This window comes from Entomomonas asaccharolytica (assembly GCF_016653615.1).
GTDB lineage: Bacteria > Pseudomonadota > Gammaproteobacteria > Pseudomonadales > Pseudomonadaceae > Entomomonas > Entomomonas asaccharolytica.
The window spans coordinates 350,559-376,298 of the sequence record NZ_CP067393.1 but is presented as its reverse complement, the minus strand read 5'-3'; the positions used below and the strand labels follow the sequence as shown (position 1 = coordinate 376,298).

Sequence of the window (25,740 nt, the reverse complement as noted above, 5' to 3'; positions counted from 1 at the left end):
TTAATCTTAGCTCTCTACTAACTGCCATTGTTTGGCTAATCGTTTATCCGAAATAGGCATTTTAGTACCTAATTGCTGAGCGAAAAGTGAGACGCGATATTCTTCTAACATCCAACGGTATTGCTGCAAGGCTACATCTCGTTTGCCTTCTTTTAAATGTTTAGTTAAACGTGTTTGATATTGTTGCCAATATTCGCTCAGTTCACTGCTATAAACTCGATCTTTCTGTAACTGTGCTGCTAATTTATCAAGGCGTTGTTCAATCGCTTTTAAATAACGTGGATACTCTTTTAACCATTCAACAGGTGTATTTCTAACAAAATGTAGATTAACTAAATTAGCTAACTGTTGTTTGACATCCGCTAAAGCCACGGCTTGAGTTAAATCTATTTTACCTTTTAAGCGTTTTTGTAAGCTATGATGTAACTTTAAAATACCTAACACAAGCTTTACTAAGCGGTCTGCATTATCAAACCAACTACCACGTTTAGCTTCTGCCAAATTAGCTAAGTTAGCTGCATCACGGGGCAGTATTTTTTGATCAGCTAGGATGGTTTCATCAACACTGGCTAATAAAATATCTTCTAGTAAAGCATCTACTCGACCAATATCTTTAAAATAAAGCCCTAATTCTGTTTGCAAAGGTAGTTTATTACGTAAAAACTTTGCTTGCTCTGCTAACTGTTGTAATAACAATCGTTGTAACGCTTGGCGGTGTTGATAGTCTGCCTCTGCTTGAGTGGCAAAACGTTCTTCTTTTACAACGCCATTTTCCTCAAATAACGCAGGATAAACTGTCATAGTTAATCCTGCCACTTTATGTTGTTGCGTGGTCGGCAAACTATCAAATTCATCCGCAGTAATAGCTTTGGTAGCTTGTTTTTGTTTAGGAAGCGCTAAGGCTGCTTGACTTTCTTTACTGAAACGAACTATCAGTGCTGTTAAATCCCTACCTTCACCTAAAAACTTACCCTGTGCATCTACTACCTCAATATTCATTCGTAAATGATCAGCAAGATTAGCTTCTGCCTCTAACCAAGCCTCATCACTTATTCGTACCCCTGTCATTCTTAATAATTGCTGAGCTAACGCTTGGTATAAATCCCCCTCAGCAAAGTTAATAGTTGCCAATGCGGCTTTAACAAAATCAGGAACAGGTACAAAGTTTTTACGAATGGCTTTAGGTAAATTACGTACTAGCCCAATACAACGTTGCTCTAATAAGCCAGGCACTAACCAATTTAAACACTCTTTCGCTAACTGCGGTAATAGTGGGGCAGGAACTTTTACTGTAACACCATCACGAGGATTACCGGGTTCAAACTCATAACTGAGTGGTAGCGTTAAATCACCTAGCTGTAAGTGGTCTGGGAAATGATTTGCAGTTACTTCATTAGCTTCCCTTGCTAAAATGTCGACTTCAGTCATTATTAATAACTGAGGATTATTCTTGCTAGCTGTTTGATACCATTTATCAAAACTTGCTGTTTGATAAATATCTTGGGGTATATATTTATCATAATATTGATACAAGGTTTCTTCATCAGCGATGATATCGCGACGACGAGCTTTAGCTTCTAAATCATCTAACTTTTCCATTAATTGATGATTAGCTTTTAAGCATTTTGCTTTGGATAAAATTTCACCTTGTACTAAGCCTTCACGAATAAATAATTCTCGAGCAGCTTGTGGATCATGGGGGCCATAATGAACAGCTCGTCTTCCAACTATAATTAAACCATATAATGTAACCTGCTCATAGGCAACCACCTGACCACGCCTTTTTTCCCAATGAGGCTCAAGATAAGTTCGCTTTAATAGATGGGCTGCTAGAGTTTCTAACCAACTTGGCTCTATTTTAGCGACTATACGGGCAAACAGTTTCGTCGTTTCCACCAACTCAGCCGCCATAATCCATTGTGGGCGTTTTTTAGCTAGGCCTGTGGATGGGTGTATCCAAAATCGTCGTTGTCTAGCACCAAGGTAATCATTATCTTCTGTTTTTTGGCCAAGATGACTTAATAAACCAGATAGGACTGATTGATGTACTGCTTCATAATTTAAATTTGTTTGTTCGTTATCTGCATGTTTTTGCTGATTTAACAACTTCATTTCTCGACAAATTAATAATAATTGTCGATGGGCATCTCGCCACTCTCTTAGGCGCAGATAGTTTAAGAAATTTTTACGGCACCAGTTACGCAATTGATTGCTACCTAACTCTTGCCGCTTTTCTTCAAAGCCTCGCCAAAGATTAATTAATGCAGCAAAATCCGAATCTGGATCTTTCCATTGAGCATGAGCTTGATCAGCTGCTTGCTGCCTTTCCATTGGCCGCTCTCTTGGATCTTGTACAGAAAGAGCACTACTAATAATCAACAACTCATTCAATACTTTACGTCTTGCCCCTTCAATTAGCATACGACCTAAACGTGGATCAATAGGTAAACGCGCCAATTGTTTACCTAAATTAGTTAGCTCTCCCTTTAAAGTAACTGCTGAGATTTCTTGCAATAAGGTAAAGCCATCTTTAATGGCTTTTGTTTCTGGCGGTTCAATAAAAGGAAAATCCTCAATTTTGCCCAAACGCAAATGAAGCATTTGTAAAATAACAGCCGCTAGGTTGGTACGCAATATTTCTGGATCAGTAAACAAAGGTCTACTTAAAAAATCTTGTTCACTGTATAACCGAATACAAATACCCGCTTCTACTCGCCCACAGCGTCCTTTACGTTGGTTAGCACTCGCTTGGGAAACAGCCTCTATAGGCAAACGTTGTACTTTAGCCCGATAACTATAACGGCTAATTCTTGCTGTACCACTATCTATTACATAACGAATACCCGTTACAGTGATTGAAGTTTCTGCCACATTGGTGGCAAGAATAATACGTCGCCCTGCGTGAGATTGAAAAATACGCTGCTGTTCAGCAGGTGTTAGTCGCGCATAAAGTGGTAAAATTTCTGTATGGCGTAAATTAGCTTTACGCAGGATATCTGCTGCATCGCGAATTTCCCTTTCACCCGGTAAGAATACTAGAATATCACCTAAGGCTCGTTGATTAGCTTTTTCATATTGTTCTAACTCTGTGATAGCGGCTAAAATTCCTTGATCGACTGTTAGATCATCTTCTAAAGGATTACCTTCACTATCTAACTCACTCACAAGAGGGCGATACCAAGTTTCTACAGGATAAGTACGGCCAGATACTTCAATAATAGGCGCATTATCAAAATGCTTGGCAAAACGTTCCAAATCAATAGTAGCAGAAGTAATAATTAGTTTTAAATCAGGTCTTTTTGGTAATAACGTTTTTAGAAAGCCTAATAAAAAATCAATATTTAGACTACGCTCGTGAGCTTCATCCACAATAATGGTGTCATAACGATTTAAAAAACGATCATGCTGTGTCTCTGATAGTAAAATACCATCTGTCATTAACTTAATCAGGGTTTTATCAGTGCTTTGATCTTCAAACCTTACCTGATAACCTACTAACTCACCTAAAGGGTTGGCTAACTCTTCAGCAACTCGACTAGCCACACTGCGGGCTGCAATTCTTCTTGGTTGAGTATGACCTATCATCCCCTGAATACCACGGCCTATTTCTAAGCAAATTTTAGGTAGTTGGGTGGTTTTCCCTGAACCTGTTTCCCCTGCTATTACCACTACTTGATTTTCTAAAATGGCTTTTTTTATTTCATCTCTTTTAGCCGCAATAGGCAAAGCATCATCATAATTAATTTTAGGTATACTTTGCTGGCGATTAGCCACTGTTTGACAGGAGCATTGCAAACGTTCAGTCCAACGTACCAATTTTGCTTCATCAGGCTGTTTTTTTAAAGCAAAAAACTCCCTACGCAAAAAATGACGGTCAACCACCATAGCTTGCTCGATACGTTTTAATAAAGAATTATCTAGTAGTTGTTCAGTAGTCATCTATCGAGTATCAAGTAATGCAAAAGCAACTATTATAATACCTTTACAGATACTGATAAAAATAAACTTTATAATTTATTATATTATTGCTAAAGCTTTTAACTATTTTATTAAAAAATCTATTAACTCCATCAATAAAAATAATTTTCTTGCTACAGCATACTAGAGGAAAATGTTAGTTATATGTTATTGTCTATATCTTTCAACTACTATTTAATGGATTTTTTGTGTGCATAAAAATGCCCAATGAGTAATATGATGACTGACTTACCAATTGAAGACTTAAATGTTGTATCAAATAATGCTTTGATCACACCAGAACAACTGAAAAAAGAGTTGCCATTAACGGCTACTGCTTTAAAAACTGTTTCTACTGGTCGTCAAGTTGTACGTGATATTTTAGACCGTAAAGACCACCGTTTATTTATTGTGGTTGGCCCTTGTTCTATTCACGATTTAAAAGCGGCTAAAGAATATGCTGAGCGCCTAAAAGTACTTGCTGAAGAAGTGCAAGATACAATTTATCTTATTATGCGCGTTTATTTTGAAAAACCACGTACTACTGTAGGTTGGAAAGGTTTAATTAATGATCCTTATTTAGACGATTCTTTCAAAATTGAAGATGGTCTAAAAATTGGTCGTCAATTACTATTAGACTTAGCTGATATGGGCTTACCTACTGCTACGGAAGCATTGGATCCTATTTCACCCCAGTATTTACAAGACCTTATTAGCTGGTCAGCTATTGGCGCTAGAACGACTGAGTCACAAACTCACCGTGAAATGGCTTCTGGTCTATCCTCTGCGGTTGGCTTTAAAAATGGTACAGATGGTGGTTTGACTGTGGCAATCAATGCGTTGCAATCTGTCTCTAATCCACACCGTTTTTTAGGTATTGACCAAAAAGGTGGTGTATCTATTGTTACCACTCGTGGCAACCCTTATGGTCATGTAGTATTGCGTGGTGGTAATGGTCGGCCTAATTATGATTCTGTGAGCGTATCATTGTGTGAGCAAGAATTAGCTAAGGCAAAAATTAAACCAAATATTATGATTGATTGCAGCCATGCTAACTCAAATAAAGATCCCGCGTTGCAACCCTTAGTAATGGAAAACGTAGCCAATCAAATCGTTGAAGGGAATAAATCTATCGTTTCACTCATGGTAGAAAGTAACTTAGGCTGGGGAAGTCAACCTATTCCTAAAGACTTAAAGCAATTAAAATATGGTGTTTCCATCACTGATGCATGTATTGATTGGGAAACCACTGAAAAATCAATTCGCTCAATGCATAATCGTTTGAAAGATATACTTCCAAAACGTAATTAATGCTTTATCAAGTTAGATGGTATCGCTTGCCATCTAACTTATGCTATTAAATCAATCCCTTACTCTGCATATATTTTTCCACATAAGAGCAAGTGGGAATAATTTTTAGACTGTTCTGCTCAGCATAATCTAATACTGCGTTGGTTAATTTAGCAGCAATTCCTTTACCTCTTAACGTTTCAGGAACAAAGGTTCGATAGCAGTCAATTGTCCTATCTCCCATATTAGCATAGGCTAGATAAGCACACTTCTCATTTATATTTACTTTAAATTGGTGTTCAATTGCATCATGTATTATTTCTACTGCGCTATCAGTCATGCCACAATCCCCCTATCATTTTTTTCAGTATTATGATGTATTTTGATAGAAAGAGAACCGAAAAAGGTGAATAATGAGACCTATGTCTAATAATTCACCTATAAATAGTAGGATATTTATTTAAATAACTATACCTGCCCCTAAAAGTTTAATAAACTTAGCTAACCAATCAGGATGCGCAGGCCAAGCTGGTGCAGTCACTAAGTTCCCATCAACCACCGCTTGATCAACAGGTATATTTTGATAACTGCCACCTCCTAAATCAACTTCAGGCTCACAGGCTGGATAAGCGCTACATTTTTTACCCTGTAACACACCTGCTGCCGCCAGCAATTGTGGACCATGACATACAGCCGCGATAGGTTTATTAGTTTTTGCAAACTCCTGAACAATTTCAATAACCCGTTTATTAAGGCGTAAATATTCTGGCGCACGTCCTCCAGGTATCACTAGAGCAATATATTCAGCTACATCTACTTTATCAAAATCATAGTTTAATGCAAAACCATGACCTGGTTTTTCACTGTAAGTTTGATCTCCTTCAAAATCATGAATAGCTGTTTTTACCTTATCTCCTGATTTTTTATCTGGGCAAACAGCGTGCACTGTATAACCTAACATTAATAAGGCTTGAAAAGGCACCATTGTTTCATAATCTTCAACATAATCACCTACAATCATTAATAATTTTTTATCAGACATGTGTTTCTCCTAACCATAATATAAAGTCTTAACCCTTTCTATATACTGAAGCCAATCTTCTAAAAAAGAAAGCCCTATACTCATCACATAAAAATAATATCAATAAAAATAACAGCATAGATATATTCATGAACGATAACTAAATGACTTGTATTCCTTTCAGCCATATTTATTTAAACAATGATATTATGAAGCTAACCCTATTTAAAAGAATGTTTCGTGTAGAGATTATTTTAAGGCAAGGTATTGTTCTAATGCGTTATAAGTTATGTTCCCTCATTACCTTTTTTAGCTTGTGTACTCCATTTGTAGTTGTAGCAGAATCAACACAAATTTGCTCACAACAAGCTATTGAGGAGGCAAATAGTCAATATTTACGGGAAATATCGAACTATATTAGTGAATTTACTAATAAAAAAAATCATGCGGCAGTAACTGAACTCAGCAAAATAAAACCAAAAGCCTCTTTTAAGAAAAAGTATGCGGCAGAAATCAAACAAATTGGCCAGCCCGATTACCAACCTTCACAAGAATTTTGTGATGATGCATATATCAATCTCCAAGAGCTGAAGCTACAAATAAATAATATTATTGAAAAGTATAAAGATGCAGAAGAAATTTCTTCTCTTTAAAAATAACCAAACTACTCCTATAGTTTCTTAAATTTAGCCATACTTTTTACTTTATGTTGTTATGTATTGTATATCTTTACATTTTTTAATCAGTTATCCACAATAAACCATCTTACTTTACACAACCAAGGAAAAGAAATGGACAAAGTTATTGTTTCTGAAAATAGTTTTAATAGCATTGATCCCTACGATATTATTGACTCCAATATCAGTTTTATCAACTTATTAAGGGAGGAAGGCTTTGCTGGAGAACTTTGTCCAGAAGCACAGACTAGTTACTATGTAGACTACTATTGCTCACAAATTAAAAATGGTGGGTTTTCTCAGTTTGTTTATAACAGTGGTTGGAATGATGAACTGAATGCCGTTATACGTGATGGTCTTGAAAAAATGCAAGCTATGGATCATTTAGCTTTTTTTAATCAGCAAGCGCTTGTAGTAGACACCTACGATGAATTTGAACTAGCCAGATTCTTAGATGGTGATTATTTTGGTAAAAACCCAACCCGTGATGCTTTAAATAATGACGATTTCTTTGATATCAAAGAAAATTTAATAGAGCTAAATGCTAATTGGTTAAAAGGTCTACCTAATCTTACTGTATTATCGATTGAACAAATGTTCCAAGCCGCCGAAAAAATATTAGGCAAAGAAATTAATCGAGAATAACAAAAAGCAATGTATAGGCTATGTAGTACATAGCCTATAAAACTATTACTGTTGAGCCTTTACAGCTTTAGGAAGAATAGCTAAAAAATTATCCTTTGCTACTTTATGCGCAACATCCTCAGACAATGCATCCAAAAAGGGATTAAAACTTTCCAAATAGCTAGGTAAATTATCAAACTTACCCACAACATCAGAACCTAATAAAAATCTATCTGGGTATTCTTCTACTAAGGCTACCCAATTAGAATTAGGCTTTTTATTTTTATTAAGAAGATAAGGTTCTAACACAGTCCATGACAAATCAATATAGAGATTAGGATACGTTTTTAATAAACGTTTTAACTCTGGCAATAGAAAATCCAACTTCTGTTGATGACGATGGATTTCTGCGCTCGTACCTGCATGAGCCCAAATAAATCGTGTTTTTGGGTGTTTTTTTACTGCTTCCTCTAGCTCTTCTAAATACAGAGGCTTACGCTCTCGCTGAGAAGTAATATTGCTATGTAGCATAACGGGCAAATCATATTTTGCCGCTAAATTATAAACACGATCTAATGCCTCATTATTAGCGCGCGGTATATCGCCAGTAGTTAGAGCCGTTAAATTGTCATGGCGGGTAAATATCTCACCAATTCCCTGCCAAAATCCAGGGTTCATCTGCAACATACGCTCAATATGTTGATCGGCTAATTTATCTACTGGATTAAATCCTGTTAAAAACGGATGAAAACGCTTTCTTTGTTGCTCAGGTAAATTTTTAACGGCATCAACTATAATAATGTCTGTCGCACTATACCAATATACAGCCGCGTCATCACCCGCATAATAGCGTGGTTTCTGTGGTTCGTCTTCATGCCATTTTTTAGCCACAGCCACACCACTAATCATTACATGATCAATCTTTCCCTTATCCATTGCTTTAAGCAATTTATCCATACCATCTGTATCTTGGAAAAAGTCCACATAATGTAAATGAGCATCTGCATAATGATAATCGCGGGCATTTACAGAAAATATAAAAGAAGATAAAAAAATGGTAAATAATAAATGAGCTATTTTTTTATACTTAGTCAAATTGAACATAAATATAACCTAAGAAATTTACAATAACTAACAAATGTATACTTACTTCAGTATTACGTTAAGTTATTTTAATTACTATTGTATATTAGGTTTAATTTGTTCCTTTTCTTTGCAAAAATCCATGTGCACTCGATAAATCAAATAGATATAGTGCTCATACTATTAGGCAAGAATAATAAAGGTATGCCCTAGGTTTATGGTAATTAGTAGCTTGAAAAAGAATAGCGTGATACTTTTGTATTTCGTAGTGATCATTGCCATTCAGTTGCTACCTTGTCTTATATATTAAAGTCAATTAAATACTTAACCCCTTAAACTATAAAATAGTCTTTTCCAAAAGCTGTCTTTAGAACGTTCACGTAAGGGAGTAGCCATTGCTTCTACCGTTGTTTTACCTAATTGCTTATAACTATAACGACTTTCTACCAACTGCTGTCCTGCTTTAGCTATTTGTTCTGCTTGTTGTGGATTTGCCCTTAACAATTTTAATTTTTGTTGGATATCTTGTAGATTACGATACAACACAATATTCTGCATATCTATAAAACCTAACGCTTGGTTTTCATCAACGCCTTGATCATAAGCAATAAGTACACAACCACAGGCCATTGCTTCAAAGTTTTTAATCATATACTCGCCAAAACCAACATCAGCACTTACAAAAAACTTAATACGATTTAATGTATTAACATAGTCTTCGCCTGATTTAGTTTTAGTAATAACCAAATTTTCAGCTTTCGCTACAGCCTCTAATGTTTGCTTGCGTAAACTATAGGCTTCGTTGCGAATACTCCCCACAAAGCCTAATTCAATATCACGTTCTAGCCCTTTATTACAAAGCAATTGCTCATCATAGCCTTTAGGTACAAAAACCGCATCCACACCTTCTTGCTGTAGTTTTTTAGCAATACCATAACCAGAAACTAATACTCTAGCCCAAGGTAAATGACGATAATATTGACTAAACTTGCCATGATACTTACCAGTAGCAAAATTCTGCCAAGCATCATGCTCTAAAATAACTAAATTAGGTACAGAACGTATAAAACCCACTTGTTTTATTTCTTTTTTAAAGCGTAAGAAAAACAAAATACGATCATACTGGGCAATATCTACCTTCTCTTTAAAGTAACTTTTTAAATTTGCTTGCTCATCATCTGTTAACCAGCGAGTATCACAATCACAATTAGCTTCTATACTTTCATACAGTCTATCTAAAATAATTCGCTGCTCTTTTTGAACAAGAAATAAAACTTTCATAATCACCTTACTAAAAATCTGCGTCGTAAAAACACATCTGGTATCATATGACAATTGTACTGAAAAATAATCCAATTGCAGAGTTTAATTATGACTAAAGAAACAAATCAGTCATGGGGTGGTCGTTTTAATGAGCCAGTAGATGCCTTTGTTGCTCGTTTTACAGCCTCCGTTGATTTTGATAAACGTCTTTATAAACACGATATTATGGGCTCAATTGCCCACGCTAAAATGCTTACTGAAGTAGGTGTTTTAACTGCTTTAGAACGCGATGCTATTATTGAAGGGCTTAGCCAAATTCAACAAGAAATTGAAGCAGGCCAGTTTGAATGGCGTGTAGATTTAGAAGATGTTCATATGAATATCGAGGCTAAACTAACTGAACGCATTGGTGTAACAGGAAAAAAACTACATACTGGGCGTAGTCGTAACGACCAAGTTGCCACAGATATCCGCTTATGGCTACGTGATGAAATTGATCGCATTAAAGCTGAAGTAACCAGACTGCAACAAGGTATCCTGCAGCTAGCTGAGCGAGAAGCAGATACTATTATGCCTGGCTTTACCCATTTACAAACCGCTCAACCTGTTACTTTTGGTCATCACTTATTAGCATGGTTTGAAATGTTAAGCCGTGACTTTGAGCGCTTAGTAGATTGCCGTAAGCGTGTTAATCGTATGCCACTTGGTAGTGCTGCATTGGCAGGTACAACCTACCCAATTGACCGTTTAATTACCTGTGACTTACTTGGCTTTGAAGCTGTCTCTGGCAACTCGTTAGATGGCGTATCTGACAGAGATTTTGCTATTGAATTCTGTAGCGCTGCTAGCTTAATTATGATGCACCTTTCTCGCTTCTCAGAAGAGTTAGTCTTATGGACTAGTGCACAATTTCGTTTTATTGAATTACCTGATCGTTTCTGTACAGGTAGCTCAATTATGCCTCAAAAGAAAAATCCAGATGTACCAGAACTGATCCGTGGTAAGTCAGGACGTGTTTTTGGTGACTTAACAGGTTTATTAACCTTAATGAAAGGCCAGCCACTAGCCTATAATAAAGACAACCAAGAAGATAAAGAACCACTATTTGACGCAGTAGACACTGTAGCAGATTCTCTACGTGCTTTTGCTGATATGGTACCCGCCATCCAAGCCCGTCGTGAAAATATGCGTGAAGCTGCTTTGCGTGGTTTTTCCACAGCTACAGATCTCGCCGACTATTTAGTAGGCAAAGGCTTACCATTCCGTGATTGTCACGAAATCGTTGGCCATGCGGTACGTTATGGTGTCGAGCATAACAAAGACCTTGCAGAAATGAGCCTAGCTGAATTAAAACAATTCAGTGATAAGATTGAACAAGATGTATTTGCCGTGCTAACTCTAGAAGGTTCAGTGAATGCTCGTAACCATTTAGGGGGTACCGCACCAGCCCAAGTTAAAGCAGCTATTGAACAAGCTAAAGAGTTATTAGCTAATCGTTAGCCTATTAACAAAAGGACTATTCCAGTAAAAATAGTCCTTAACTTGTAGTATTCTTCAGCTTATAAAATATTTAAGGCTAGTCTTCTTCAATAATCTTTTCTATTCTCATTTCTCAGTCTAGTAGCAACGGGATTCATTTCTTGTAAAAGGGTAAAAGCATCATTTAACAATAAACTTGAAGCAGAACATATTGCCTGTACTGCTGTAGCTTCACACTTATCAAACTCATAAAGACTTTCCAGTAAATTAATTACTGCCAGCAACCTACCTGTTGCACACTCAAAAATATCTTCAGCAGCTGCATTAGCATTATAGTAAAGTACATTCTCTTTATTTGACTGTGAAGTAAAGTTCAAGGGAATAAAACAAGGGGGGACGTTCGTCGCTTTGCTCATCGGTTAACTCCTGTAATTGTTTAGCCTCCCTAACCCGATAAGGAGGCGGAACCATGCACAGGTTCGCGGACCGACACACACGGAATCGGCACATCCCGAAGGATGTCCCGTGCATAGTCCGCCATAAATCAGGCAAAGCTATACATCCTACTGCTAGATAGCCCTAGCAGTGGGTCGTGTGTGAAAGAAAAGGGCCGCGACGCCCATGCTATAGATTTTGCTATAGTCTTTTTTATTGTAAGACTAGATAACACTAATCAGCAAGTTTTTTACTATGTTGATTAGACTTAAGTAGTGGTATGAACTATTGACTTAATCATAATTTTTACTCTATCTAATCATAACCATGACATAATCCTCTATAATCAAATAGAAAGCTATATAAATCACTACCGTATTATAATTTTTTCATGACTATAATAGTTCTTATCTAGAATAAGCATTTCATTGTTTACTCTATCTGAGCTAACCAACAAATGCTAAACACTCAACTATGCACACTCTAACTAACCCTTAAAATCATCCTATTAATTACAGAACTATCCAAAGAAATACCGCTCACAAGTTGCTAACCAAGAATCACGCTTAGCTAAGTCACAACAGCTAGAGAAGAACTAACCAACATAGTAGTACAATCAACTACCTTGATATAAATTAGCACATATATCATTACTATTTTTTGATTGGCTGCTTATTCAGAGTAATGTAATATGTCGTCTAATTATATTCAAAATATAGCAAGTAAAAGGAACCATCATGGCAGCTAGAGGTATTAACAAAGTTATTTTAGTAGGCAACATTGGTAATGAACCAGAAATGCGTTATATGCCTAATGGCAATGCTGTAGCTACTGTTTCATTAGCTACATCTGACACATGGAAAGATAAAAATACTGGTGAACAACAAGAGCGTACAGAATGGCATCGCGTAGTATTTTTTGGCAAACTAGCTGAAATTGTTGGTCAGTATGTACATAAAGGTTCTAAACTTTATGTAGAAGGTCGTTTACAAACCCGTAAATGGACGGATCAACAAGGTGTAGATCGTTATTCTACAGAAATCATTGTTGATATGGGCGGCACAATGCAATTACTAGATAGCCGCCAAGGTGGCGATGCTGGTGGTTATCAACCTCCACCACAACCTTATCAACAACAAGCAGCTGCAGGTAATCAATATGGTGGGCAGCCTGCGCCAGCACAACAACCTATGCAACAACCACAAAATCGTCCTCAACAGCAGCCACAACAACCTGCACCAAACTTTGACGATTTTGATGACGATATTCCGTTCTAGATTTTACTACCACTTCTTTCTTCCACTAAGTTATAGTGGAAGAAGGTTAAATAAATCCTTTCTTTTCTTACAATTACCTACACCTAAACTTCTTAATTTATCCCATCGTATAGTATTTATTTCTAATCAACAGGCATAGGCTAGTATCTGCTGTTATTACCTAAAAATAACAACTTACTTACATCTAAAAATAACCCCTATGGAGAAATTACCATGAAAGCTGCTATTGTTAGTAAAACTAATCCTGGTCATGTAGATATAACAACAGTAAAAGATCCTGAGATTAAATCAGGTCAGGCATTAGTTGATGTTGAATACTGTGGCGTTTGCCATACCGATTTACATGTGGCGAAGGGTGATTTTGGAAAAGTACCTGGTCGCATCATCGGTCATGAAGGTATTGGTATTGTTTCCCAAGTAGCACCTGACGTTACTCATTTAAAAATAGGCGATCGGGTAAGTATTGCTTGGTTTTATCATGGTTGTGGTATTTGTGAATATTGTCTAACAGGTAGAGAAACCTTTTGTCGTGAAGCCAAAAATGCTGGGTATTCAGTAGATGGCGCAATGGCTGAAAAATGTGTTGTGGAAGCTGATTATGCAGTAAAAGTACCTGATGGCTTAGACCCTGCACAAGCAAGCAGTGTTACCTGCGCAGGCGTTACCTGTTATAAAGCAGTGAAAGTATCTCATATTAAACCAGGCCAATGGATTCTTATTTCAGGATGTGGCGGTTTAGGTAACTTAGCTATCCAATATGCAAAGAATGTATTTAACGCTAAGGTTATTGCTGTTGATATTAATGATGATAAATTAAAACTTGCTAAAGAAATTGGTGCAGACCTAATTTTCAATGCTAAAAAAGAAAAAGATGTAGCTCAAGCTATTCAAGATAAAACAGGCGGAGCCCATGCTGCTATAGTGACTGCGGTTTCTAAAACAGCTTTTAATCAAGCTGTAAATTCAGTACGTGCAGGCGCAAAAGTTGTGGCTGTTGGGCTACCACCAGAAACCATGGATCTTTCTATAGTAAAAACAGTATTAGATGGTATTGAAGTAATAGGCTCCTTAGTGGGTACACGTAAAGATTTAGAAGAAGCTTTCCAATTTGCAGCAGAAGGCAAAGTAGTACCTATTGTAAAGACTCGTAGCCTTGATGAAGTGAATAATATTTTTGAAGAAATGGAAAAAGGTGAAATCTTAGGCCGTATGGTCGTAGATATGCATAAACATTAATTATTTCTATTTACTTTGCTGTGAGGTTAAAAATTACTTAGCCTCACGATTACCATTTACTCGTAACCAGCCTAACAAACTCCTGCTATTTCCTACTAAATAACACTCATTTAGTGTTATTTCAGCTATAATAATTTGTTTTTATGACTGATAAGGAATAATTATGAATACGCCTCCTCAATGTCCCGTATGTAGCATGGATAACACCTATTTTGATGGTACATTATTTGTATGCCCCGACTGTACCCATGAATGGGCAGCAGGCGAAGAAAGTTCAGCCCCATCGGGTGAGCTAGAAGTAAAGGACTCTAATGGAAATATCCTACAAGATGGTGACGCTGTTATTTTAATTAAAGACCTTAAAGTAAAAGGTTCTTCTTTAGTCATCAAGAAAGGCACAAAAATCAAAAATATCCGCCTTTGTGAAGGTGACCATAATTTAGATTGTAAAGTAGATGGTGTTGGTCTTAAATTAAAATCAGAATTTATGAAAAAGGCTTAATTTTTAATACTATTCTAAAAAATAATTAGAATACTATTACACTAAACGCTAGGTAGTTATTCTAATCCTTGTCGTACAATTTATATTAGAAGAGGAGTACAATACGCACTCTTTCTTCTAATAAATAGCAGAATCCAATAATTATAGCTCAGCATTATCTAAGGTTTTTTATGCAATTGCTTCATACTATCAAAGAATTACGCACATGGCGCAAAGATAAAGGATTTATTGGTTTCGTACCCACGATGGGCAATCTCCACGACGGTCATTTACAGCTCGTTAAAGAAGCAAAAAAACTAACTGATTATGTGGTAGTTAGTATTTTTGTTAATCCAATTCAATTTGGGGAGGGTGAAGACTTTGACTCTTATCCAAGAACCCTCGATCAGGATATGGAAAAGTTAGTAGAAGCAGGTGTTTCTGTGGTGTTTGCCCCAGAAGTAAAAGAACTCTACCCTATTCCACAAACTGTTTTTATAGAACCCTCAACTATCCAAAATGAACTTTGTGGCATCACACGGCCTGGACATTTTAGAGGGGCTGCTACTGTCGTCAATAAACTATTTAATATAGTACAACCTAATATAGCTTGTTTTGGCAAAAAAGATTATCAACAATTATTTATTATTAAAGAAATGGTAGCAAACCTAAATATGCCTGTGCAAATTATAGGCGTAAATACAGGTCGTGCTAAAGATGGTCTTGCTTTATCCAGCCGTAATGGTTATTTAACCGATGCTGAACGACTACAAGCACCCACTCTTTATCAAACATTAACAGGCTTGCAGCAGGCAATCAAAGCTGGCAGTAATCATTACCAAAATCTATTAGCTGATGCTAAGCAAAAACTTAATGATTCAGGCTGGCAAGTAGAATATATTGAACTTCGTAATGCAAATACCTTACAAGCTGCTAAACCAGAAGATAAAAACTTAGTGATTCTAGCTGCTGCCCGTTTAGGTAAAACACGCTTAATTGACAATATTGAAATCACTTTATAACATCGATTTGCACTAGTCACAGCTAGTGCAAATTAATACTTATAAAATAATACTAAGCAAGCACACGTCGAGGGAATAAAAAGCTCAATAAAAATAACGCTGCTGCTGAAACCACAATAGCAGGGCCTGTTGGTACATTAGAATAATAAGAAAAAGTTAACCCTAAACACACCGCTAACATACCTAATATACTAGCCCCTATAGCCATTTGTTCAGGACTTGTTGCATGACGCTGTGCAGTGGCGGCTGGAATAATCAATAAAGAAGCAATTAATAACACCCCTACTATTTTCATAGCCACTGCAATCACAATAGCCACCAATAACATTAATGCCAACCTAATCACTGTAACTGGCATGCCTTCTACTGCTGACAACTCCTCATGGACTGTAATAGATAACAACTGACGCCACAATAAAATAATAAGGATCAGAGCAAATAAACTACCACCCACAATCCAATATAAATCTATAGGGGTAATAGTCAAAATATCACCAAATAAATAATCCATTAAATCTACACGAACATCAGGCATAAAACTTAATACCACTAAACCTAATGATAAAGTACTGTGTGCTAATATCCCCAATAAAGTATCCGATGCTAAAGGCTGTTTACGTTGTAAACTGACTAATAAAATAGCGATTAATATACAACAAACAATCACCGCAAAAGTAAGATTTATTTTTAGCATAAACCCCAACGCTACCCCTAACAATGAGGCATGGGACAAAGTATCACCAAAATAAGCCATTTTTCGCCACACCACAAAAGAACCTAGTGGCCCAGCAACAACCGCCAAAGATAAACCAGCAATTAAAGCATAAAGTAAAAAATCAGGCATGTTTACAACCATCCCCACACTGATGTGTTTGAATAACCTGTCCATGCAAGTTATGTTGATGATCATGGTGATGGTGATAGATAGCAAAACTATTCGCATTAACCCCAAATAACTCTTTAAAGGCAGGGTCATTACTCACATGCTCTGGATAGCCTGAACAACAAATATGTTGATTCAAACAAATTACTTGATTGGTATTAGCCATTACCAAATGTAAATCATGGGAAACCATTAATACACCACAATTATAGTGATTGCATATTTGAGTTATTAAATGATAAAGCTCCACTTGACCATTAATATCAACACCCTGAGTAGGCTCATCTAATACTAACAATTGCGGTTTACGTAATAATGCCCTTGCTAATAAAACTCTCTGTAATTCACCACCAGAGATACTTTGCATTGAACGATTCAAAATATGGGAAGCGCCAACTTCTTCCATAGTTGAACTAATTTGTTCATTTGAGACATGGGGTATTAGCTTTAAAAATCGTTTAACCGTTAATGGCAAACTAGGATTAAGTTGTAATTTTTGAGGAACATAACCAATAGTTAGCCCTTCTTTTTTCCATATACTACCAGATGTAGGTTTAACTAGCCCTAACAGGGTTCGTAATAAAGTTGTTTTACCTGCGCCATTAGGGCCAATAATAGTAACAATCTGTCCTGCATAAATAGATAAACTAATATGATCGAGAATACTTTGTTCTCGTAGCTTAACATTAATTTGCTTAAGCTCAACCAATAACTCTTTCATCATTATCAATTACGCTCTTGGCAATTATTGCATAGTCCAACGACTTCTACAGTTTGGCCTGTAATTAAAAAATCAGCTTTCTTTGCTGCTGTTTCTATTGCCTTATTAATAGTAGTCTGTTCCAACTCAAGTACATTATTGCATTGACTACAAATCAAGAAATAACCTTCGTGAATATGTGCAGGATGAGAACATCCTACAAATGCATTTCGTGAAGCTAAACGATGAATTAACTGATTTTCTAATAAAAAATCTAATGCACGATATACTGTAGGTGGTGCAGCATTACGCCCATCCTCTGTGGCTAACACATTAAGAATATCATATGCTCCTAACGGCTTATGACTTTGCCAAATAAGTGCCAATACTCTTTGCCGCAAAGAAGTTAAACGAACTCCACGTTCAAGACATAACTGCTCTGCTTGTTGCAAAGCATTATCAATGCATTGTTGATGATCGTGTTTGTCATGCGATTTAAATGGAGTATTCATAAAGAAAGTTCAATGCTATATTTTGTTATGTTATTATATAACATATTATTGGGAGGAGCTACATGCGCACTATTAAACTTTTTTTCTTTAGTTTATTATTTATAAGTACATCCATTACTGCACAAGCTAAAGAAATTAAATTACTCACTAGCATTAAACCTTTACAGCTTATTGCTGCAGCTATTCAAAATGGAATTAACGAGCCAGATGTTCTACTTCCACTTGGCGCTTCTGCCCATCATTACTCCTTAAAACCTAACGACCTACAACGCATTCAAGATGCAGACCTATTCTACTGGATAGGCCCTAATATGGAAGTTTTTTTAACCAAAACAGTGCAAAAACGCACCAAGCCAACTGTTGCTATTCAGCAACTTGCAAACATTCAACTACGTCATTTTAGTGAACAACACGAAGAACATGATGACAATGACCACCAACACCAAGCAGGTAGTTTAGACCCTCATCTATGGTTAAACCCTACTAATGCCATAACTATTGCTACTAAAATGACTGAAGATCTATCTACCCTAGATCCTTCTAATAAAGATAAATATCAAAAAAACCTAAGAGAATTTCGAAAAGATCTAAATACTACAGACAAGGCTATCCGTCATAGTTTTACAAATATCAAACTAAAACCCTTCTTCGTATTTCATGAAACTTACAACTATTTCGAAGAAACTTACGATATAAAACACAGCGGTGTATTTAGTTTAAATGCCAGCATTCAACCTAGCGTAAAGCATGTTGCAGAAATGAAACAACGGCTAGCAAAAGCAGGTAATAGCTGTATTTTTTATGAACCACCTGTAAAGCCAAAACTAGCGGATACATTAACTCAAGGTTTACCTGTTAATGTATACATGCTTGATGCAATGGGTGCTGAAATAGCAATGAATAACCAAGGTTATCCAAAACTTCTAGTATCTCTAGCAGAACAATTACAAACATGTAAACAATAGCCCTACATAACTATAGATAAGCGATTACCTTATCTATAGTTCTCTATTAATGATTCTGCATACTAGGATCTATCTTCACGGGTAAAAACCTCCAAACAAAAAAGGTTAATACAGTTAATAGAAAACCTGCAGTTGCCAATACCACCACATGCGCATTAATAAAAGCCTCTTTTGCAGCCATAATCAGACTATCACTCAATATTTTTTCACCTTCTAATCTACTAGCTACCAATAAGGCTTCATTAATAGAATTAGTAGCTTGTATGGCTAACTCTTGTGATATGCCTGTTGGAATAACTATATTATTACTAAAAATAATAGTTAACATCACCCCAAATAACACAACCCCAAAGCCAGCACCCAACTCATAGGCCATCCCTTCGATTGCTCCTGCTGATGCTGATTTATTAGAAGGTGCTGATGACATAATAGCTGCAGTTGAAGCTAACAAAGCAGTACCTATACTCAACCCTAATAAAATCATTAATGACCAAGCTAAATAAGGAAAACGCATAAAGTCACATAAAGACAAACCAAAGAAACTTAAAGCACTCACCCCTATACCAACCGTGGCTACTAGACGAAGCCCTAGCCTTGATACTAACCAACCAGCCAATGGCCCACCTAATCCACTCGCCAACATCAAAGGCAACATAAATAAACCAGCTTGTAAGGGCGTTTTGCCATGAACAAATTGCAACTCTTGTGCCATTAATAACTCGAATCCCACAATACTAATCATTGCAGTCATCGCCATTACCACACCTATCGCCATCACTCTTTGCTTAAGCAATTTAAAATCCACCATAGGTGTTAAACTCGCTAACTCTTTTCTGATAAAAATAAATAAAATAACAAAACCAACAACTCCGATTAAAACAATGATCCCTAACGAACTATTTGCTCTTAATCCAGATTTAATAGCATAAATCAACAATAAAATACCTGTAATAAGTACTAAGGCTTTACCAATTTCCCATTTTTGTTGATTATTCTGTGGTTGCTTAGGAACAATAAACACAATAGCAATGATAGTAACTATAACAATAGGAATATTGATTAAAAATACTGATCCCCAATAAAAATACTGTAATAAATAACCACCAACTAAAGGGCCTATCGCTGCTCCTCCCACCCCTACAGTAGTCCAAATACCTAAAGCAACAGCTCTTTCTTCATCATTTAAAAATGTTTTACGAACCCCAGCCAAAGTAGCAGGCAAAATCATAGCTGCACCAATAGCTAACAAAGCTCTAGCAACAATTAGCATCATTGAAGTTGCAGCGAATGCCGCACTAATAGAAGCAAAACCAAAAATAACCAATCCCAAAATAGCTAATTTTTTATAGCCTAATCTATCTCCCAAAGCCCCCATCGGCAATAACAAACCTGCCATAATCAGTGAATAAATATCTATAATCCAAAGTAATTCATTCGCCGAAGATCCAAGCTCCAAACTCAATGTTGGTACAGCCACATGCAAAACGGTAGCATCAATCGATACTGGTAAATACATAAGGATAATCAACGCTAAAATTAGCCATTTATTACTCATCATACCCTCTTAAAATTTTCTGAACATAAGTTCAACTTAGATATTCTATATAAAAGTTGAACATACGTCCATATTTATTGCATAATTATCAAACCCCATAAGATGTTGGAGATAGAAATGGCTTACCTAAAAAAAAATGAAAGATACAATGCTATTTTAGAAACTGCCATGAAAATAATTACCCAAGAAGGCATAGCTGCAATAACAGCTAGGCGTATTGCGCATGATGCAAATATTGCCGTAGGCCAAATCCACCACCATTTTAAATCGGTAGGCCAACTAAAAGCTGAAGCCTTAGCAAAGGTAACAGAAAACTTAATTACAAAAGCCCAACAAACGCATCAAAATGAATCCATTATTAACCAAATTACTAATATCATTAGCCCTATTGAAGGAGAAATAGGCTCTGTAATGAGAAGACTATGGAATGAAGCTGTTTTTCTTGCAGAACGTGATCCAGATATAAAATTAGCTTACAAACAATCCATTCAAGAATGGCACAAAGCTACAACCAAACTAATTGGACAAGCTAAACAACAACAACTTATTACCACTAGGAACTGCTCTGAACTAGCATGGCAACTAATCGCCCTTAGTTGTGGTTTTGATAGTTTAGCCGTGATAGAAGAATTTAGATTTGATATTGATACAATAAAAAAACACATTATCAAAATTATTTGTCAAAAAGAATAAAATTATAATTAAACAGTTACTCAAATCTATTTCTTTTAAAGTTATTAACCCAATTAGATCCTACGGTAATAATCGCTCCTATCATATTTCCTTTTTATTCTTTTTGTTAACAGGTCTCCCCTGCCAATAACCTGCTAATATCGAACCTGAAATATTATGCCAAACAGAAAAAATGGCACCAGGTAAAGAGGCTAATGCAGAGAAATAAGTTTGTCCTAAAGTGGCCGCTAAAGCTGAATTTTGCATCCCTACCTCAATAGCCATTGTTCTACAAGTAGACTCATCAAAACCAAATACTCTTCCTCCCCAATAGCCACCTAATAAACCAATTGCATTATGTAATATAATTGCTAGCATAATAATAACTCCCACATTAGCAATTTGATCTCTACTAGCTGCAACCACAATGCCAATTAGAAATATTACACAGCACATAGATAAAAAGGGTAGTATTGGTTCAACTTTTTTTACCACTTTATTAAGTAAAGAATGAACAATTAAACCCAATATAATAGGTACAAGCACTATTAAAACTATATGCTCAAATATCTCCCATGCATTTACTTGTACTGACTGACCTACTAGCAATAGCGTAAGTAAAGGGGTAACTACAACCCCCACTAAAGTTGATACAGCAGAAATAGTTACTGAAAGTGCTACATCACCTTTAGCTAAATAAATAATCACATTAGAAGCAGTTCCACTAGAAACACTACCCACCAAAATCAACCCCACTGCCAAATCAGTAGGCATCTGAAAAATCTTGGATAAAATTAGTGCAGTAAATGGCATTACAATATAATGCAATACCGTACACACAATAACTGCTTTAGGTTTGGAAAAGACATATTTAAAATCTGCAAAACTTAAAGATACACCCATAGTAAACATAACAAACATTAACAAATAGCCAATATTGGGTTTAAAGGGTGTAAATAGAATAGGGGCATAACAAGCAACAACAGCTATAGCAATTGCCCATAAAGGAAATAATTGACAAACTTTACTTAAAACTTTTAGCAAAACATCGCCTCAAGCTATTTAATTAGCTAATCCCAAACAAATGCAGATAATATAAATAGAATCATAAATATTCAATGTAAACATTATTTATTTTTCTATTTATATCAGCAAAAGACTACCTAAGCATAAGAATAATATACTGGGAGTGTTAAAGCCTGTAAATCCTATTTACTATTCTGACTTAAAAGTCTCAATAACTAAAAAGCCCCCTATCTTTATAAGATCAGGGGGCTTTGATTTAGGAGCTTGAGGATGACCTACTCTCACATGGGGAGACCCCACACTACCATTGGCGATACGTCGTTTCACTACTGAGTTCGAGAAGGATTCAGGTGGTTCCAACGCTCTATTTTCCTCAAGCAATTCTTTATGGTGTAAGTAGTTTGGTTATTTATACTCATCACCTAAATTAGATATGCTTGTTGCAAAGTATTTGATTAATTAACGTTTGTGTCTACTCTTAGCTTCGGCAAACGAACTCATTTGCTCATTTTCAACTTTTACTTTATGTCTTTCTTCGATTCTTAACCAAATAACTTGGGGTTATATAGTCAAGCCTCTCGGGCAATTAGTATTGGTTAGCTCAACGTATCACTACGCTTACACACCCAACCTATCAACGTTGTAGTCTTCAACGGCCCTTTAGGGGATTAAATCCCCAGTGAGATCTCATCTTGAGGCAAGTTTCCCGCTTAGATGCTTTCAGCGGTTATCTCTTCCGAACATAGCTACCCGGCAATGCCACTGGCGTGACAACCGGAACACCAGAGGTTCGTCCACTCCGGTCCTCTCGTACTAGGAGCAGCCCCTCTCAAATCTCAAACGTCCACGGCAGATAGGGACCGAACTGTCTCACGACGTTCTAAACCCAGCTCGCGTACCACTTTAAATGGCGAACAGCCATACCCTTGGGACCGGCTTCAGCCCCAGGATGTGATGAGCCGACATCGAGGTGCCAAACACCGCCGTCGATATGAACTCTTGGGCGGTATCAGCCTGTTATCCCCGGAGTACCTTTTATCCGTTGAGCGATGGCCCTTCCATACAGAACCACCGGATCACTAAGACCTACTTTCGTACCTGCTCGACTTGTCTGTCTCGCAGTCAAGCGCGCTTTTGCCTTTATACTCTTAGCGTGATTTCCGACCACGCCGAGCGCACCTTCGTACTCCTCCGTTACTCTTTAGGAGGAGACCGCCCCAGTCAAACTGCCCACCATACACTGTCCTCAACCCGGATTACGGGCCAGAGTTAGAACCTCAAACATGTCAGGGTGGTATTTCAAGGTCGGCTCCACTTAAACTAGCGTCTAAGCTTCTAAGCCTCCCACCTATCCTACACAAACAGGTTCAAAGTCCAGTGCAAAGCTACAGTAAAGGTTCATGGGGTCTTTCCGTCTAGCCGCGGATACACTGCATCTTCACAGCGATTTCAATTTCACTGAGTCTCGGGTGGAGACAGCGCCGCCATCATTACGCCATTCGTGCAGGTCGGAACTTACCCGACAAGGAATTTCGCTACCTTAGGACCGTTATAGTTACGGCCGCCGTTTACCGGGGCTTCGATCAAGAGCTTCGCCTAAGCTAACCCCATCAATTAACCTTCCGGCACCGGGCAGGCGTCACACCCTATACGTCCACTTTCGTGTTTGCAGAGTGCTGTGTTTTTAATAAACAGTTGCAGCGGCCTGGTATCTTCGACTGGCTTCAGCTCCATTCGCAAGGAACTTCACCTACCACCAGCGCACCTTCTCCCGAAGTTACGGTGCCATTTTGCCTAGTTCCTTCACCCGAGTTCTCTCAAGCGCCTTGGTATTCTCTACCTGACCACCTGTGTCGGTTTGGGGTACGGTTCCTAATAACATAAGTTTAGAAGCTTTTCTTGGAAGCATGGCATCAATCACTCTCCATTTAAAATAAATGAATCGTCATCAGTTCTCAGTAATAATCTCCCGGATTTGCCTAAGAGATCTACCTACAGCCTTTCAAGTGGACAACCAACGCCACTCTGATTTAGCCTACTCCGTCCCTCCATCACTGTTATTAGAAGTATAGGAATATTAACCTATTTCCCATCGACTACGCTTTTCAGCCTCGCCTTAGGGGCCGACTAACCCTGCTTCGATTAACGTATCGCAGGAAACCTTGGTCTTTCGGCGTGGATGTTTTTCACACCCATTGTCGTTACTCATGTCAGCATTCGCACTTGTGATACCTCCAGCCAACTTCTCAATTGACCTTCACAGGCGTACACAACGCTCCTCTACCGCTCATCATAAGATGAACCCGTAGCTTCGGTATTTGGTTTGAGCCCCGTTACATCTTCCGCGCAGGCCGACTCGACTAGTGAGCTATTACGCTTTCTTTAAAGGATGGCTGCTTCTAAGCCAACCTCCTAGCTGTCTATGCCTTCCCACATCGTTTCCCACTTAACCAAAATTTTGGGACCTTAGCTGACGGTCTGGGTTGTTTCCCTTTTCACGACGGACGTTAGCACCCGCCGTGTGTCTCCCATGCTAAAACTTTCTGGTATTCGGAGTTTGCATCGGGTTGGTAAGTCGGGATGACCCCTAGCCGAAACAGTGCTCTACCCCCAGAAGTTATACATGAGGCGCTACCTAAATAGCTTTCGAGGAGAACCAGCTATCTCCAAGCTTGATTAGCCTTTCACTCCGATCCACAGGTCATCCGCTAACTTTTCAACGGTAGTCGGTTCGGTCCTCCAGTCAGTGTTACCTAACCTTCAACCTGCCCATGGATAGATCGCTTGGTTTCGGGTCTATACACAGCAACTAGGCGCCCTATTAAGACTCGCTTTCGCTACGCCTCCCTATTCGGTTAAGCTTGCTACTGTATATAAGTCGCTGACCCATTATACAAAAGGTACGCAGTCACGGAACAAGTCCGCTCCCACTGCTTGTACGCATACGGTTTCAGGTTCTATTTCACTCCCCTACTCGGGGTTCTTTTCGCCTTTCCCTCACGGTACTGGTTCACTATCGGTCAGTCAGTAGTATTTAGCCTTGGAGGATGGTCCCCCGTCTTCAGTCAAGGTTTCTCGTGCCCCGACCTACTTTTTGTGTACTTAGATCCACATGTGCATTTTCGTGTACGAGACTATCACTCTCTATGGTTGGCTTTCCCACGCCATTCCACTAATACTCATGCTTCTGAACACTGGCTGCACCCCGTTCGCTCGCCACTACTTGGGGTATCTCGGTTGATTTCTTTTCCTCAGGGTACTTAGATGTTTCAGTTCCCTGGTTCGCTTCTCAGTACCTATGTATTCAGTACTGGATAACTGAGGTTCTCTCAGTTGGGTTTCCCCATTCAGACATTTACGGATCAATGCTTTGTACCCAGCTCCCCGTAACTTTTCGCAGGTATCACGTCTTTCTTCGCCTCTGACTGCCAAGGCATCCACCGTATGCGCTTATTCACTTGACTATATAACCCTAAATTATCTAGTAATCTAATGCTACACAACCAAAGAATCGACATTTGTTTCGCCGAAAATTTGCGCTTGAGTTCGCAATATTTTCACCTCAGCATTAATAATTAGACC

General features: G+C 37.7%; 21 protein-coding genes and 2 rRNA genes. 10 read left to right on the top strand and 13 right to left on the bottom strand.

Features of this window, described 5'->3' with window-relative positions; genetic code table 11:
* Positions 1-6: 6 nt before the first annotated feature.
* On the bottom strand, positions 7-3,939 hold the full coding sequence (gene hrpA / locus JHT90_RS01725; RefSeq protein WP_201093325.1) for an ATP-dependent RNA helicase HrpA: 3,933 nt from the start codon (positions 3,937-3,939) through the stop codon (positions 7-9).
* Between the two features lie 258 nt (positions 3,940-4,197).
* Here hrpA and JHT90_RS01720 point away from each other — a divergent pair, with 258 nt between their 5' ends.
* A complete protein-coding gene (locus JHT90_RS01720; protein WP_201095719.1) occupies positions 4,198-5,268 on the top strand; it encodes a 3-deoxy-7-phosphoheptulonate synthase in 1,071 nt (356 codons plus the stop codon).
* Positions 5,269-5,314: 46 nt separating this feature from the next.
* Here JHT90_RS01720 and JHT90_RS01715 read toward each other — a convergent pair whose 3' ends face one another.
* Positions 5,315-5,587 (bottom strand): GNAT family N-acetyltransferase, encoded by a 273-nt coding sequence (locus tag JHT90_RS01715; RefSeq protein WP_201093318.1) that lies wholly within the window; start codon positions 5,585-5,587, stop codon positions 5,315-5,317.
* 120 nt (positions 5,588-5,707) lie between these two features.
* Positions 5,708-6,289: a DJ-1/PfpI family protein gene (locus JHT90_RS01710; RefSeq protein ID WP_201093316.1), complete on the bottom strand. Its 582-nt coding sequence runs from the start codon at positions 6,287-6,289 to the stop codon at positions 5,708-5,710.
* 254 nt (positions 6,290-6,543) lie between these two features.
* Here JHT90_RS01710 and JHT90_RS01705 point away from each other — a divergent pair, with 254 nt between their 5' ends.
* Both JHT90_RS01705 and JHT90_RS01700 read left to right on the top strand, forming a co-directional pair.
* Positions 6,544-6,921, top strand: a complete 378-nt coding sequence (locus JHT90_RS01705; protein WP_236254003.1) for a hypothetical protein — start codon at positions 6,544-6,546, stop codon at positions 6,919-6,921.
* 138 nt (positions 6,922-7,059) lie between these two features.
* Positions 7,060-7,590: a DMP19 family protein gene (locus tag JHT90_RS01700; protein WP_201093313.1), complete on the top strand. Its 531-nt coding sequence runs from the start codon at positions 7,060-7,062 to the stop codon at positions 7,588-7,590.
* A 45-nt stretch (positions 7,591-7,635) separates the two neighbouring features.
* On the opposite strand, the gene JHT90_RS01695 is transcribed toward JHT90_RS01700, so the two are convergent.
* Together JHT90_RS01695 and JHT90_RS01690 are read right to left on the bottom strand one after the other, a co-directional pair.
* Positions 7,636-8,673, bottom strand: a complete 1,038-nt coding sequence (locus tag JHT90_RS01695) for an amidohydrolase family protein (RefSeq protein WP_201093311.1) — start codon at positions 8,671-8,673, stop codon at positions 7,636-7,638.
* A 303-nt stretch (positions 8,674-8,976) separates the two neighbouring features.
* Positions 8,977-9,933, bottom strand: a complete 957-nt coding sequence (locus JHT90_RS01690; RefSeq protein WP_201093309.1) for a glycosyltransferase — start codon at positions 9,931-9,933, stop codon at positions 8,977-8,979.
* 87 nt (positions 9,934-10,020) lie between these two features.
* On the opposite strand from JHT90_RS01690, the gene argH reads away from it, so the two are divergent.
* Positions 10,021-11,415, top strand: a complete 1,395-nt coding sequence (gene argH / locus JHT90_RS01685) for an argininosuccinate lyase (protein ID WP_201095717.1) — start codon at positions 10,021-10,023, stop codon at positions 11,413-11,415.
* Between the two features lie 86 nt (positions 11,416-11,501).
* Here argH and JHT90_RS01680 read toward each other — a convergent pair whose 3' ends face one another.
* Positions 11,502-11,810: a hypothetical protein gene (locus JHT90_RS01680; RefSeq protein ID WP_201093307.1), complete on the bottom strand. Its 309-nt coding sequence runs from the start codon at positions 11,808-11,810 to the stop codon at positions 11,502-11,504.
* 756 nt (positions 11,811-12,566) lie between these two features.
* Here JHT90_RS01680 and ssb point away from each other — a divergent pair.
* The 4 genes from ssb to panC all read left to right on the top strand — a co-directional run bounded on the left by ssb (position 12,567) and on the right by panC (position 15,845).
* Positions 12,567-13,106: a single-stranded DNA-binding protein gene (gene ssb / locus JHT90_RS01675; RefSeq protein WP_201093305.1), complete on the top strand. Its 540-nt coding sequence runs from the start codon at positions 12,567-12,569 to the stop codon at positions 13,104-13,106.
* Between the two features lie 213 nt (positions 13,107-13,319).
* Positions 13,320-14,342 carry an alcohol dehydrogenase AdhP gene (adhP, locus tag JHT90_RS01670; protein WP_201093303.1) on the top strand — a complete coding sequence of 341 codons (1,023 nt, stop codon included), beginning with the start codon at positions 13,320-13,322 and terminating at the stop codon, positions 14,340-14,342.
* A gap of 163 nt (positions 14,343-14,505) precedes the next feature.
* Entirely contained in the window at positions 14,506-14,844 is a 339-nt protein-coding gene (locus JHT90_RS01665) for a zinc ribbon domain-containing protein YjdM (protein ID WP_201093296.1), read from the top strand.
* A 170-nt stretch (positions 14,845-15,014) separates the two neighbouring features.
* Positions 15,015-15,845, top strand: coding sequence for a pantoate--beta-alanine ligase (gene panC / locus JHT90_RS01660; protein WP_201093294.1), 831 nt, complete (start codon positions 15,015-15,017; stop codon positions 15,843-15,845).
* A 52-nt stretch (positions 15,846-15,897) separates the two neighbouring features.
* Here panC and znuB read toward each other — a convergent pair whose 3' ends face one another.
* The 3 genes from znuB to JHT90_RS01645 are packed head-to-tail and all read right to left on the bottom strand — an operon-like array spanning position 15,898 to position 17,940.
* Positions 15,898-16,689, bottom strand: coding sequence for a zinc ABC transporter permease subunit ZnuB (gene znuB / locus JHT90_RS01655; protein ID WP_201093292.1), 792 nt, complete (start codon positions 16,687-16,689; stop codon positions 15,898-15,900).
* Entirely contained in the window at positions 16,682-17,449 is a 768-nt protein-coding gene (znuC, locus tag JHT90_RS01650) for a zinc ABC transporter ATP-binding protein ZnuC (protein WP_201095716.1), read from the bottom strand. The genes znuB and znuC overlap by 8 nt, the downstream gene beginning before the upstream one ends.
* A gap of 5 nt (positions 17,450-17,454) precedes the next feature.
* The gene (locus JHT90_RS01645) at positions 17,455-17,940 is read right to left on the bottom strand and encodes a Fur family transcriptional regulator (RefSeq protein ID WP_201093290.1); all 486 of its coding nucleotides are present in this window, start codon (positions 17,938-17,940) and stop codon (positions 17,455-17,457) included.
* 62 nt (positions 17,941-18,002) lie between these two features.
* On the opposite strand from JHT90_RS01645, the gene JHT90_RS01640 reads away from it, so the two are divergent.
* Positions 18,003-18,905, top strand: coding sequence for a zinc ABC transporter substrate-binding protein (locus tag JHT90_RS01640; protein ID WP_201093288.1), 903 nt, complete (start codon positions 18,003-18,005; stop codon positions 18,903-18,905).
* Positions 18,906-18,951: 46 nt separating this feature from the next.
* On the opposite strand, the gene JHT90_RS01635 is transcribed toward JHT90_RS01640, so the two are convergent.
* Entirely contained in the window at positions 18,952-20,463 is a 1,512-nt protein-coding gene (locus JHT90_RS01635) for a SmvA family efflux MFS transporter (protein ID WP_330893032.1), read from the bottom strand.
* Positions 20,464-20,577: 114 nt separating this feature from the next.
* Here JHT90_RS01635 and JHT90_RS01630 point away from each other — a divergent pair, with 114 nt between their 5' ends.
* The gene (locus tag JHT90_RS01630) at positions 20,578-21,153 is read left to right on the top strand and encodes a TetR family transcriptional regulator (protein WP_201093281.1); all 576 of its coding nucleotides are present in this window, start codon (positions 20,578-20,580) and stop codon (positions 21,151-21,153) included.
* 81 nt (positions 21,154-21,234) lie between these two features.
* Here JHT90_RS01630 and panS read toward each other — a convergent pair whose 3' ends face one another.
* The 3 genes from panS to JHT90_RS01615 all read right to left on the bottom strand — a co-directional run bounded on the left by panS (position 21,235) and on the right by JHT90_RS01615 (position 25,622).
* Positions 21,235-22,176 carry a ketopantoate/pantoate/pantothenate transporter PanS gene (panS, locus tag JHT90_RS01625; protein ID WP_201093279.1) on the bottom strand — a complete coding sequence of 314 codons (942 nt, stop codon included), beginning with the start codon at positions 22,174-22,176 and terminating at the stop codon, positions 21,235-21,237.
* Positions 22,177-22,420: 244 nt separating this feature from the next.
* Positions 22,421-22,536 (bottom strand): 5S ribosomal RNA (rrf, locus tag JHT90_RS01620).
* Positions 22,537-22,723: 187 nt separating this feature from the next.
* Positions 22,724-25,622, bottom strand: a 23S ribosomal RNA gene (locus JHT90_RS01615).
* Between the last annotated feature and the right edge of the window lie 118 nt (positions 25,623-25,740).